This is a genomic window from Blautia argi (genome assembly GCF_003287895.1).
Classification (GTDB): Bacteria; Bacillota; Clostridia; order Lachnospirales; family Lachnospiraceae; genus Blautia; species Blautia argi.
The window spans coordinates 872,895-886,162 of sequence record NZ_CP030280.1 but is presented as its reverse complement, the minus strand read 5'-3'; the positions used below and the strand labels follow the sequence as shown (position 1 = coordinate 886,162).

The window sequence follows — 13,268 nt, the reverse complement described above, 5'->3', positions numbered from 1 at the left end:
TTCTGTCCTCTATCCTCCTATTTTCCACATATCCCGCTGCTCTGTTACCTGCTCTGTATGCTCAAAGCAATGAGAAAGCGGTTTTTCTTCTATTGCCTTTTTCAAAAGTTTCCCTATCTCTTCCCTGTTTTCCTCTCTTACCGCTTCTTTCAAAGAAATACTATCCTGATAGCAAAGACAGGGCTTAACAAGTCCCTCTGCTGTCAGACGCAGACGATTGCAGTCTGCGCAAAATTTCCCGTGTATCGCACTGATAAACCCTATGCTGCCCTGAAATCCCGGAAAACGATAATATACGGCAGGGCCGTTTCCATGAACCCGGCTATCCTTTGCTGCCTTTCCAAAGAGTTTCTGCATGTCTTCCAAAAGTCTGAGATTAGAAATCCCCTCTGCTCCCTTTTCTTCTCCCAGAGGCATTTTTTCAATAAAACGCACATCTATGCTCTGCTTTTTTGCCAGAAGCGCCAGTTCCTTCCATGCTTCTTCGTTGACTCCGGGCATCAGCACCGTATTGGTCTTTAAAGGAACCGGAAGATTCCCCATGACTTCCAGTCCCTCCAAAACCTGTGAAAGCCGGTCAAATCCTGTCATCTCCTGATAGGTGTTCCTGTCAAGGGTATCCAGACTGACATTCACCCCGTCAATGCCCGCCTCATAAAGCTCCTGTGCTTTTTTTGCAAGCAGTACGCCATTTGTAGTAAGGGTCACTTTTTCTATACCGGGAAGGCTCTTTATCTCTCGGATAAGTTCTGCACAGTCCCCACGCATGAGGGGTTCGCCTCCTGTGACTTTGATTTTTCGGATTCCCAGCTTTTCCCCACAGCGACAGATTTCCAGAATCTCCTCTCTCTTTAAAAGTTCTTCTTTCGGCAGCCAGCAGGGTTCCTTTGGCATGCAATAGCTGCAGCGCAAATTACAGCGGTCTGTAATGGAAATCCGCATATAATCCACTGTTCTTCCAAATCCGTCTGTCACCTACTGCTCCCCGCTTTCCTCTGTTCTTATAAATGTTCCGCTTTTTCCGCCTGTTTTCTTTATCAGACAAATATTTTCAATCAACATGCTTTTATCCACTGCCTTACACATGTCATAAATGGTCAGAAGCGCGGTACTGACTCCGGTAAGCGCCTCCATTTCCACTCCTGTCTTTCCCACAGTCCGCACCCTGCAAAGTGCAAACACTGCGTTTTCTTTCAAATCCGGGTAAAACTCCATTTCCACCTTTGTCAGGTTCAGCACATGACACAGGGGAATCAGTTCCGAAGTCTTCTTTGCTCCCATAATCCCTGCAATTCTGGCGACTCCCAGTACATCTCCTTTTCCCATCTGTCCTTCCATAATCTTTTGCAGACACTCCGGACTCATGGTAATCTTCCCTCTGGCTGTGGCTTCCCGGACAGTTTCCTTTTTGTCACTGACATCTACCATGACTGCTTCGCCCAGGTTATTAAAATGTGTAAATTCTCCCATTTAAACTCCTTTCCCGAAACCGCAGTTCGGATACGTACACTGAGGACAGGACAGACACAATCCGCCTTCTCCTGCGCGTATAAAATCTTCTTCACTAAGCCGTTCTCCTGTCAGAAGTCTTGGAAGTACCAAATCAAAAATAGTTCTCTTTGCATACATAACGCAGCCGGGCAGTCCCAGTACCGGAATCTGCTTTTCCCCATGCTTATAATAAGCCAGCAAAAACATGGCGCCGGGCAACACCGGTGCGCCATAGGTCACAATTTCCGCTCCTGTATTTTTAATAGCAAGAGGCGTTCTGTCGTCCGGGTCCACGCTCATGCCTCCGGTACACAATACCATATCCACACCTTTTTCTATCATTTCCTCAATGGTTCCTGTAATCACAGCATTGTCGTCCCCGGTCAGAGCATGCTCGGTTACTTTTACTTGATATTCTGCCAGTTTTTCCTCGATTACCGGCGTAAAAGTATCTGAAATTCTGTTTTTTAATACTTCGTTTCCCGTGGTGACAACGCCTGCTGTTTTACACACATAGGGCAGAATTTCAAAAATCGGTTTCTCTCCTGCCGCCTTCCTCGCTGCTTCCATTTTCTCTTTTTCAATAACCAGAGGAATGATTCTGGTACCTGCCAACTTATCCCCTTTTTTCACCGGAAAATTGCTGTGGCGGCTGGCAATCATCATCTGCCCCAGGGCATTTACTGCATAAAGGGCATCTCTTCTTATTTTCAGAACTCCGTCCATATCTGCTATCAGCTCAATCTTTCCTTCCTTGATTTCGCCTCCGTGCATATGCTCCCCTTTGCAGAGTTTGTAAAGAATTTCTGCCGCCTCATTTTCGTGCAGCATATTTTCATTATTTTCCCATATATAAACATGCTCTTTTCCCACGCTCAAAAGCACGGGAACGTCTTCTTCCTGAATCACATGACCTTTCCGAAATACCGCGTCCTTGGTAACGCCTTTGATAATCTGTGTAATATCATGACATAAAATCTGTCCTACTGCGTCTTCTGTACGCATTAATTTCATTTGACGATTCTCCCTTCTGAAGCAAAATTATTTTCTTTCTCTATTTTAATGCATATTCTTCGTTCTGTCTATCTCCTTCCCATTTTCTGTTGACAAACCCCTCTGCCCCATTTTATAATAGTCTATAACTTTTACGCTGTGATGTTTTAAAATGCAGGGAGGGATTTTATTTATGAAACAAATTTCAGGAAACCGGCTGTTGGTAAAAGCCTTAAAAGAAGAAGGCGTTGATGTTCTCTTTGGGTATCCGGGTGCGTGTACCATTGACATCAGCGATGAACTTTATAAACAAAACAATTTAAATATTGTACTTCCCCGACACGAACAGGCTCTGGTACACGAGGCAGACGCTTATGCCAGGACTACGGGAAAGGTAGGGGTCTGTCTGGTTACCAGCGGTCCCGGTGCAACCAATCTGGTTACAGGACTTGCCACTGCCAATTATGACAGTGTTCCTCTTGTATGCTTTACCGGACAGGTAGCGCGGCATCTCATTGGCAATGACGCCTTTCAGGAAGTAGACATTGTAGGAATTACCAGAAGTATTACCAAATACGGGGTAACGGTGCGAAACAGAGAGGATTTAGGGCGCATCATCAAAGAAGCCTTTTACATTGCCCGTACCGGACGACCCGGTCCCGTACTTATTGACCTGCCAAAAGACGTTATGGCAGAGCTTGGCAGCCCGGAATATCCCAAAACTGTAAATATCCGGGGCTACAAGCCCAGTTCCGGCATTCATATGGGACAGTTGAAAAAATCTCTGAAGCTTCTGCAGAAAGCCAAAAAACCTCTGTTTCTGGCAGGAGGCGGTGTCAACATTGCAAAAGCCGGGGAGATTTTTACAAGAGTTGCAGAAAAAACACAGGTTCCTGTGGTAACGACCATTATGGGAAGAGGCGCCCTTCCCACTACACACCCGCTGTTTATCGGAAATCTTGGAATGCACGGGGCTTATGCTGCCAATATGGCTGTCAATAGCTGCGACCTGCTATTTTCCATTGGAACCCGCTTTAATGACCGCATTACCGGCAAGCTTCACGAATTTGCACCAAATGCCCAGATTGTCCACATTGACATTGATACTGCTTCTATTTCCCGAAACATTCATGTGGATATCCCCATTGTAGCGGACGCAAAAGAAGCTCTTACCAAAATAGATGTCTACGCAGAAGCCTGCAATACGGAAAAATGGCGAAAAGAAATCTATGCATGGCAGGAAGAACACCCTCTCACCATGAAGAAACGTCCGATTATGAGCCCTCTGGACATTATCGGAGAAATCAACCGCCAGTTTGAAAAAGCTATCCTTGTCACAGATGTAGGGCAGCACCAGATGCTGGTCAGCCAATATGCGGAAATCACGGAAAAGAAAAAACTGATTATGTCCGGTGGACTTGGCACCATGGGCTATGGACTCCCCGGCGCCATTGGCGCCAAAATCGGAAACCCTGACATTCCTGTTCTGGCAGTTTCCGGAGACGGAGGTATGCAGATGAACATTCAGGAGCTGGCTACCGCTGTCTTAGAAGAACTTCCGGTAATTCTCTGTATTTTTAACAATGAATATCTGGGTATGGTGCGTCAGTGGCAGAAGCTGTTCTACGGCAAGCGCTACTCTATGACCAATCTTCGCGCCGGCGCCCTCTCAAGACGCACAAACGGAGAGGAACTGCCCCCTTATACTCCGGATTTTGTGAAACTGGCGCAAAGCTATGGCGCAGATGGTATCCGTGTCACCAAAACCGAAGAAATTGCACCTGCCCTTGAACGGGCAAAAAAACACACAAAAACACCTACGGTCATTGAATTTATTCTTGACCCGGAGGAAATGGTGTATCCCATGATTAAACCAGGGGGAACACTTGCAGATATGATTATGGATTGTTAGGAGGCCGGACAATGGAAAAAGGAATGAAAAAAAGATGGATTTCCCTTTATGTAGAAAATCAGGTAGGCGTACTTTCCAAGATTTCCGGGCTGTTTTCCGGAAAATGCTATAATTTGGACAGCCTCACTGTAGGAACCACAGAAGACCCTACGGTTTCCCGTATGACTATTGCCACGGTCAGCGACGATGAAACCTTTGAGCAGATAAAAAAACAGTTAAACCGTATGGTAGAAGTAATTAAAGTCATTGATTTTACCGATATTTTCATTCGCATGAAAGAAATTCTTTATATCAAAGTCAGAGATTGTTCTCTGGAGGAAAAAATAGAACTCTTTCAGATTGCCGAAACCTTTAAGGGAAGAGTGATAGACCGGGGACGGGACAGTCTGCTTCTGGAATTTGTGCAGACAGCCGCCAAAAACGACGCGGTGGTAAAATTATTTAAGGACGAATTTAAAAACATCGAGGTGGTACGCGGCGGAAGCGTGGGAATCGAATCCATCAGCATGACTGAGCGTTAAATCCGTAAGGGACTGGCACGAAATACAGACAGTATGTTCCAATATACTATCTGCATTTCAGAATCAGTCCCTTTCTTTTTCTTAAAACAGGCTTAAAACAATCTCTTTCTCGCTGTATGCACAGACAGCATACAGATAATGCTAAACAGAGCCAGCACAATCCCTGCGCTCCAGATATTGACAGAAAGCAAATCCTCTCCCATCACATTTCCCAGCGCATGCACGGAAAACCAGGAGGTCAGCACCATGAGCACAAAGGGACAATAATACGTAAAACAGATTTCATTGCGTACGGATTTTTTCAATACGCTTTTCTGGATTCCCATTTTTTCCAATACTCGATACCTCTCCCTGTCCTCATAAACTTCGTTTCCGATTTTCAGAAAAAGTATGCTGCCTGCTGCCAGCACCAGGGTGACAAACATGAATTGACACAGAGAATACATGATCCGAATCCAACTATCCCCATTGGTCACGCCCTGAGAATAATTTACTCCTGTTGTATACTGTCCACTTTCATTCTTTTGCGCCAGAGTATTCAAATAAGCTTTTGAAGCCTCTATGTTCTTGGGATTTTTCAGTCTGTAATTATACAGATAGCTTTTCACCCCGAAATTCTGCAGTTCCTGAAAGGTTTGGTCACTGACAATATACAAATCTGCGGAAGTTTGCATGGTACCCAGGTACGGCGTCTTTTCTTCTGCAATTACATCATAAGTCTTTTCTCCTATCTGCTGTTTTCGTTCTTCTGAAGACGTCCCTATAAGACTCATAAGAATTTCATGCTCTAATTCAATCACCTCATGCTCCTTTAAATCCTTATAGGGAAAAGGAAGCCCAGCTGCTTTGGCGCCTGCCTTTATCTGGGAACAGGAAATAACACCGTGCGGAATCTGATCATACTGGGAATGCAGCAATTCTGAATCCAGAAGCAGGATTTCATAGGTATTCCAGTAATCCAGTTCATTTTCCTGCTCAATGCCCTCTGCAATCGCCTCTCCGTCCTTTGGTTCCATACTCACAACCTGACAGGTATAAGTTTCATCAAAGGCATGTATTTTTTCATACCGCTGTTTCATGGCAATGGAAAATGCCAGAACCGTGACTGAACATATCATAAGCACGGTTACCATGGCATAAGTTCTGTAATTTTTCTTTATCCGAAAAACCAGACTGTTTACCCAAAGCGTTCTCTCCTTTTTGTAAAGGAATTCCTTGTTTCTGGTCATCCTGCGAAGAATTGCAGGAATCAGTCCGGAAAACAGCAGGTACACTCCTGCAATAACCAGTATGACTGCCAGAAGCGCATGATTCAAAGCATCTATTCCCTTTGTATCCCAGGCCAGATAATATCCTGTCCCCAGAATCCCCACACCTGCCAGAATCCGAATCCCTGTCACGATTCCCTTTTCCGGTCTTATTTCCTTTTGCTTTGCTCCAGAAAGCAGATTCAGCACACTGCTTGTTGCCAGCGTATGGTAGCTTTTCAAAATCATTAGACCATAAACTCCGCCAAACATGGCTGCAGTTACCAGAACAGGTTTCATGCTGAAGGAAAAACGCACATCAACACTGATTTCCGACAACCTGAAAAGCAGCATCTGAAACAGCTTGGAAAACAAAATCCCCGCAACAATTCCCGATATCAGAGAAAACAGACCAATAAGCGCTGCTTCCAGCGCATACATTTTGCCGATGCGCTGATTATCCAGTCCCATGAAAATATAAATACCGATTTCCTTTTTCCTCTGATTCAGAAAAACATTGGACGCATACCATATAAAGAAGAACAAAAAGACACCAAACACAACAGAAGCTGCCTGCACAATCATATCAATATACTCTTTTTTATAATCCATTAAAACGTCCATGGAATCAGAATACACTACATTTTGAAAATTAAAAAAGACGAACACGGAAAATGCCAGAGAAACCAGCAGCATACCATACTCTCTGATACTTCTCTTAAAATTTGAAAATGAAAGGCTCCAAAGACTCATTCCTGATCACCTCCCATGACTGCCAGCATGGACATGATCTCCTCATAAAAAGCTTTTCTGCTGTCCCGGCGATTCAGACGGCTGTGGATTTTCCCATCCTTTAAAAAATACACCTGTCTGGCATAGCTGGCTGTATAGCCATCATGGGTTACCATTAAAATCGTTGCCTTTTCCTCCTCATTGGCTGCCTTCAGACAGCAGAGTAAATCCCGGCTGGAACGAGAGTCAAGAGCTCCTGTGGGTTCGTCTGCAAAAAGGATTCTAGGCTCTGTAATCAAAGCCCTGGCGCTGGCTGCTCTCTGCTTCTGTCCCCCGGAAAGCTGATAGGGATATTTCCGCAAATGGCTTTCCAATCCAAAGGCACAGGCTCTTTGCTGCACTTTTCGGAGGATCTCTCCGGTTTTTGCTCCGTTTAAAGAAAGGGGAAGGGCAATGTTATCCTGCAGAGTCATATTGTCCAACAAATTGTATTCCTGGAAAATAAAACCGATTTTATCTCTCCGGATAAGAGAAAGTTGTTTGTTGGACATTTTGGTAATATCCTGTCCTTCCAGCAAAATTTCCCCTCTTGTAGGCTTATCCAGAGTAGACAGCAGATTTAAAAAGGTGGTCTTTCCAGCCCCGCTGGGTCCCATAATAGCAATGAAATCCCCTTCAAAAATATCCATGCTGATATCCTGAAGCACCGAAGTTTCATAGCCTTTTCTTCCATAGCTTTTGTAAAGATTTCTGATTTCCAATATTTTATTCATATTCTCTTACCTCCCTGTCTGTTCTTATCTTACCAGACAGAGTCTGAAAAATCCTTTCATCTGGATAACAGTTCCCAGTCTAATCTTACTTTTTTGTTAGAAATCCTTACTCCGAACTTTTATGGCAAAAGCAAATGGTCCGCATTATCCTGAAACCGAAGGAAAAAGCAGGTCTTCTCTCCTTCTACGGAAGAAACTTCCAGGGAAATACAGAGAAGCTCTGCAATCTGCTTTGCAAAAGCCAGTCCCATACCAGTGGAATGATAATCCCCCTTACGCAAAGTTTTCCCCACATATCCCTTTTCAAAAATATAAGGCAAATCCTCCGGCGAAATTCCCATTCCATTGTCCTCTACCATAAGTCGGACTTCTCTCCCTTCCTTTACAGCGTGAAAAGAAAGACAGGGCTTTTCCTTCCTGTATTTCACTGCATTTGCAAGAAGCTGATCCAGCAGATAGACCAGCCACCTTCTGTCACTGTAAACAGAAATCCCCTGTAAATCCAGTTCCAGCTCAAACTGATACTCTATGAGAAAATAAGACTGATTTTTTACGGCTTCCTTTACTGCGTCCTGAAGACCAAACTTTTCCATGCGCACATCATGCCGGGGTTGCTGCAGCTTGCTCCCTGTAAGGACTGTATGAAGCAGTCTTTCCAGACGCATGATACAACTCTGCATTTCCTTTCTAAGGGCTGTATCTGTATTTCTCTCATTCATCAGACGAAGGGACGCCAAAGGCAGCTTTGCCTCATGGGACCACCTGGAAACATAATCGGAAAGCTCTTCCAGCCTTCTGGTGTATTCCTGCACCTCCTGCTCTTTTTCCTGCTGCTGCTGACAGACATACGTATACAGACCTTCTCCCAAAATTTTTTCCTCTTCCTCCTCTGAAAACTCTCCCGGATTTCTGAAATATTCCTCCCGCTGCTTCCATACATGAAAATCCCGAAGAAGCCAGAAAAAACTGAAAAAGAAAATCAGAGTATTCAAATAGAGAATATCTGCTCCCAAAAGCGCCGGAATACATAAAAACACCAGATACACATTTACAAAGCCCCATAGACCGCCTAAAATCAGGAAACTTCCCCTTCTCTGCTTCAGATATCTCTTCATTCCAGATAATACCCCTTTCCCTTTCTGGTGCGAATACAGGAAATCCCGCCTGTGTGGTCTGCAATCTTTGCCCGCAGTCTGGATACCAGTACAGTCAGAGAAGCGTCTGTCACGTATTCATCTGTACTCCACAAATACCGCATCAGCTCCTCTCTTTCCACTACATTTCCCTTATTCTCTGCCAGAAGACTCAGTATCCGGTTCTCTGATTTTGTCATCTCAATCATTTTTCCCTCATAAAGTAATACTCCCTGATTCCGGTCATACACCAGATTTTCCCTAATGTACTCCCGGTCTGCCTGGGTATATTCATAGGCTCTGCGAAGAAGGGAGCGTATTTTCACCAGCAAAAGCTCTGTATCAAAGGGTTTTTCTACATAATCATCTCCCCCGGATACCATTGCCATAACCTTATCTGCATTCTGATCCCGGCTGGATAGAAACAAAATGGGAGCTCTGGAAAATCTGCGGATTTTGCCGCACCAGTAAAACCCATCATAAGATGGCAGGTTGATGTCCATAAGCACCAAATCACAGCCACTCTGTTCAAACTGCTTATCCACCTCCTGAAAACACTCCAGATACAGAGCGTCAAATCCCCATTTTTCACAAAGTCTGACAAGCTCCTTTGCCAGGGTAATATCGTCCTCCACAATCAAAATTTTCATGTAAATCTCTCCTGTTCTGTCTGTCCCTTTTTCTTATTTTCCTCTATCTTACACGTTTTTTCTGCTTCTTCCTACCCTTTTGGCAAACCTTGCAAAAATGTTGTTTTACCAAAAGGACTCCCTCCCCGCAGTCACCTGCGGGTGGGAGTCCTTTCAACCGTTTGGACACATTTATAACATTTCAGTTAATGGAATTACTCTTCTGTTTTTCCGTACAGAGTAACCAGTTTGTTCAGATATTCGTATCTTTCCTTAGCTTCAGACTCATTCTTAGCAAACAGTCTGGCTGCTTTTTCAGGATTAGAACGTTTCAGAGAGTTGTAACGAACTTCTCCGTCCAGGAATTCCTGGTATCCTTCTTCAGCCGGTGCTTTAGAATCCAGAGAGAATTTGTTTTCTGCAGCTGGATTGAAGCGGAAGTTATGCCAGTATCCACATTTAACAGCTAATTCTTCTTCTGTCTGAGCTTTGCTCATACCTTTCTTAATACCATGGTTGATACATGGAGCGTAAGCAATGATCAGAGATGGTCCCGGATATGCTTCAGCTTCTGCGATTGCTTTTACAGTCTGGTTAAAGTCTGCACCCATAGCAATCTGAGCAACGTATACATAACCATAGCTCATTGCGATAGAAGCCATATCTTTCTTCTTCACTTCTTTACCACCAGCAGCGAACTGTGCAATAGCACCTGTTGGTGTAGATTTAGAAGACTGTCCACCTGTGTTAGAGTAAACTTCTGTATCGAATACCATTACGTTGATATCCTGTCCGGAAGCTAATACGTGGTCAACGCCACCGAAACCGATGTCGTATGCCCAACCGTCACCACCGAAGATCCACTGAGATTTCTTAGCTAAGAAGTCTTTATTCTTAACGATGTCTTTGCATACGTCACAGTCGCATCCTTCTAATACTGCAACTAATTTATCTGTAGCTGCACCGTTTGTAATTCCGCTGTTGAATGTATCTAACCATTCCTGGCAAGCTGCTTTTACTTCTTCAGAAGCATTTTCACTAGCCATTACGGATTCAACTTTTTCTTTTAATCCGCCACGGATAGCTTTCTGTGCTAATAACATACCATATCCGAATTCAGCATTGTCTTCAAATAAGGAGTTAGACCAAGCTGGACCTTGTCCTTTTGCATTTACAGTATATGGTGTAGATGGTGAGGAGTTACCCCAGATAGAAGAACATCCTGTTGCGTTTGCAATGTACATTCTATCACCAAATAACTGTGTGATTAATTTAGCGTAAGGTGTTTCACCACAACCAGCACAAGCTCCTGAGAACTCAAGTAATGGCTGTTTGAACTGAGAACCTTTTACTGTATTTTCTTTAAATTTAGCAATAACATCTTCTTTCACTGGCAATGTTACACCATAATCGAAGAATTTCTGTTCGCCTGCATTTTCTTCCATGTTTGCCATAACAAGAGCTTTTGCACCCTTCTTACCTGGGCAGACATTTGCACAGGAACCACATCCTGTACAGTCGTAAGCAGATACAGTCATAACGAATTTGTAATCAGCCATACCTGTCATAGGTAATGTTCTCATTCCTTCCGGAGCTGCTGCTACTTCAGCATCTGTCATAGCAACCGGACGGATTACAGCGTGAGGACATACATATGCACAGCGGTTACACTGGATACAGTTTTCCGGCTGCCATACCGGGATATCTACTGCGATACCACGTTTTTCGAATGCAGAAGAACCTGATGGTGTAGTACCATCCACATAATCTTTGAATGCAGATACAGGTAATGTGTTACCTTCCTGAGCATTTACTTTTGCCTGGATATTGTTTACGAAATCAACAACATCTGCACGTCCGCCTTCAGCATGAGCCATGAATAAACCTTCATCAGCACAATCTTTCCAGCTTTCCGGAACCTGAATTTCAACAACCTGTTTTGCACCTGCATCGATAGCGTCATAGTTCATCTGAACAATAGCGTCACCTTTTCTTCCGTAAGTAGCTTTTGCAGCAGCTTTCATTAATTCGATTGCCTGCTCTTCCGGAATGATGTTAGCCAGCTTGAAGAATGCAGACTGAAGAACTGTATTGATACGTCCGCCAAGTCCGATTTCTTTACCAATCTTAATACCATCAATTACATAGAATTTGATGTTATGGTTAGCGATGAATGCTTTTACCTGTCCTGGTAAGTGTTTTTCAAGACCTTCCATATCCCATGGACAGTTCAATAAGAATGTACCGCCATCAACTAATTCCTGAACCATGTTATATTTGTTCACATAAGATGGGTTATGGCAAGCAACAAAGTTTGCCTGTTTGATCAGGTATGTGGATTTGATTGGGCTCTTACCAAAACGAAGGTGAGACATGGTAACACCGCCGGATTTTTTGGAGTCGTAATCAAAATATGCCTGAGCATACATATCTGTATTATCACCGATAATCTTGATGGAGTTTTTGTTAGCACCAACAGTACCGTCAGCACCTAATCCCCAGAATTTGCAGTTGATGGTTCCTTCTGGTGTTGTAACAAGAGGAGCGCCAACTTCAAGAGATAAGTTAGTAACATCATCAACAATACCGATTGTGAATTTTTCTTTTGTTGTGTTTTCGTATACAGCAACGATCTGAGCCGGTGTTGTATCTTTAGAACCTAATCCGTAACGTCCGCTGAAGATTGGTGTATCGTTGAATTTTGTGCCTTTTAATGCAGCAACAACATCTAAGTATAATGGTTCGCCAAGAGCACCCGGTTCTTTTGTTCTGTCTAATACAGAAATCTGTTTTACAGTTTCAGGAATAGCGTTTACTAATGCTTCCGCGCAGAATGGTCTGTAAAGACGAACTGTAACAAGACCAACTTTTTTGCCTGCTGCCATTAAGTAATCGATGGTTTCTTCGATTGTTTCACATGCAGAACCCATAGCAATGATAACGTGTTCAGCATCTTCAGCACCATAGTAGTTGAATAATTTGTAGTTTGTGCCGATTTTCTCATTTACTTTATCCATGTATTCCTGTACTAATGCTGGTAATGCATCATAGTATGGGTTACATGCTTCTCTTGCCTGGAAGAAGATATCCGGGTTCTGAGCAGAACCTCTCTGACATGGGTGATTTGGATTTAATGCATGTTTACGGAATTCATCAACAGCATCCATATCTACCATATCTTTTAAATCTTCATAATCCCATGTTTCAATTTTCTGAATTTCATGAGATGTACGGAATCCATCGAAGAAGTTGATGAATGGAACTTTACCTTTAATTGCAGAGCAATGAGCAACTGGTGTTAAGTCCATAACTTCCTGTACAGAAGATTCACACAGCATAGCGCAGCCTGTCTGACGACATGCATATACGTCAGAATGATCTCCGAAGATAGACAGCGCATGGCTTGCCAGGGCACGAGCAGAAACGTTGATAACGCCTGGTAACTGCTCACCGGCGATTTTGTAAAGGTTTGGAATCATCAACAGAAGACCCTGAGATGCTGTATATGTAGTAGTCAGGGCACCTGCTGCCAAAGAGCCGTGAACTGCACCAGCAGCACCAGCTTCAGACTGCATTTCTGTAACCTGTACTTCCTGTCCGAAAATGTTCTTTCTTCCCTGTGTTGCCCATTCGTCTGTGGCTTCTGCCATTACAGATGAAGGGGTAATCGGATAGATAGCCGCAACATCTGAATATGCATATGAAGCATGAGCTGCTGCATGGTTACCATCCATGGTTTTCATCTTTCTAGCCATTTGATTTTTTCCTCCTTGAAAATTGTTGTTATTTTAACAATATTCCACTTCGCTCACGAAGTCTATATAAAATTATAGCACG

The 13,268-nt window shown here is 43.6% G+C and carries 10 protein-coding genes; 2 read left to right on the top strand and 8 right to left on the bottom strand.

Features of this window, described 5'->3' with window-relative positions:
- Positions 1 to 9: 9 nt before the first annotated feature.
- Genes moaA through DQQ01_RS04395 form a run of 3 tightly spaced genes read right to left on the bottom strand, consistent with a single transcriptional unit; the run spans position 10 to position 2,505 of the window.
- On the bottom strand, positions 10 to 975 hold the full coding sequence (moaA, locus tag DQQ01_RS04405) for a GTP 3',8-cyclase MoaA (RefSeq protein ID WP_111918723.1): 966 nt from the start codon (positions 973 to 975) through the stop codon (positions 10 to 12).
- Positions 976 to 1,470: a cyclic pyranopterin monophosphate synthase MoaC gene (gene moaC, locus DQQ01_RS04400; RefSeq protein ID WP_111918721.1), complete on the bottom strand. Its 495-nt coding sequence runs from the start codon at positions 1,468 to 1,470 to the stop codon at positions 976 to 978.
- A complete protein-coding gene (locus tag DQQ01_RS04395; RefSeq protein WP_111918719.1) occupies positions 1,471 to 2,505 on the bottom strand; it encodes a molybdopterin-binding protein in 1,035 nt (344 codons plus the stop codon).
- 172 nt (positions 2,506 to 2,677) lie between these two features.
- Between DQQ01_RS04395 and ilvB the strand changes: the two genes are divergently transcribed.
- Both ilvB and ilvN read left to right on the top strand, forming a co-directional pair.
- Entirely contained in the window at positions 2,678 to 4,396 is a 1,719-nt protein-coding gene (ilvB, locus tag DQQ01_RS04390; RefSeq protein ID WP_111918717.1) for a biosynthetic-type acetolactate synthase large subunit, read from the top strand.
- Between the two features lie 11 nt (positions 4,397 to 4,407).
- On the top strand, positions 4,408 to 4,917 hold the full coding sequence (gene ilvN / locus DQQ01_RS04385; RefSeq protein WP_111918715.1) for an acetolactate synthase small subunit: 510 nt from the start codon (positions 4,408 to 4,410) through the stop codon (positions 4,915 to 4,917).
- 92 nt (positions 4,918 to 5,009) lie between these two features.
- On the opposite strand, the gene DQQ01_RS04380 is transcribed toward ilvN, so the two are convergent.
- The 5 genes from DQQ01_RS04380 to nifJ all read right to left on the bottom strand — a co-directional run bounded on the left by DQQ01_RS04380 (position 5,010) and on the right by nifJ (position 13,186).
- On the bottom strand, positions 5,010 to 6,917 hold the full coding sequence (locus DQQ01_RS04380; RefSeq protein ID WP_111918713.1) for an FtsX-like permease family protein: 1,908 nt from the start codon (positions 6,915 to 6,917) through the stop codon (positions 5,010 to 5,012).
- A complete protein-coding gene (locus tag DQQ01_RS04375; RefSeq protein ID WP_111918711.1) occupies positions 6,914 to 7,669 on the bottom strand; it encodes an ABC transporter ATP-binding protein in 756 nt (251 codons plus the stop codon). The genes DQQ01_RS04380 and DQQ01_RS04375 overlap by 4 nt, the downstream gene beginning before the upstream one ends.
- A gap of 119 nt (positions 7,670 to 7,788) precedes the next feature.
- Entirely contained in the window at positions 7,789 to 8,784 is a 996-nt protein-coding gene (locus DQQ01_RS04370; protein ID WP_111918709.1) for a sensor histidine kinase, read from the bottom strand.
- Complete coding sequence (locus DQQ01_RS04365; protein ID WP_111918707.1) at positions 8,781 to 9,452, bottom strand: response regulator transcription factor; 672 nt, start codon at positions 9,450 to 9,452, stop codon at positions 8,781 to 8,783. Before DQQ01_RS04365 ends, DQQ01_RS04370 begins: the two co-directional genes overlap by 4 nt.
- A 194-nt stretch (positions 9,453 to 9,646) precedes the next feature.
- Entirely contained in the window at positions 9,647 to 13,186 is a 3,540-nt protein-coding gene (gene nifJ, locus DQQ01_RS04360; protein ID WP_111918705.1) for a pyruvate:ferredoxin (flavodoxin) oxidoreductase, read from the bottom strand.
- Positions 13,187 to 13,268: the final 82 nt, after the last annotated feature.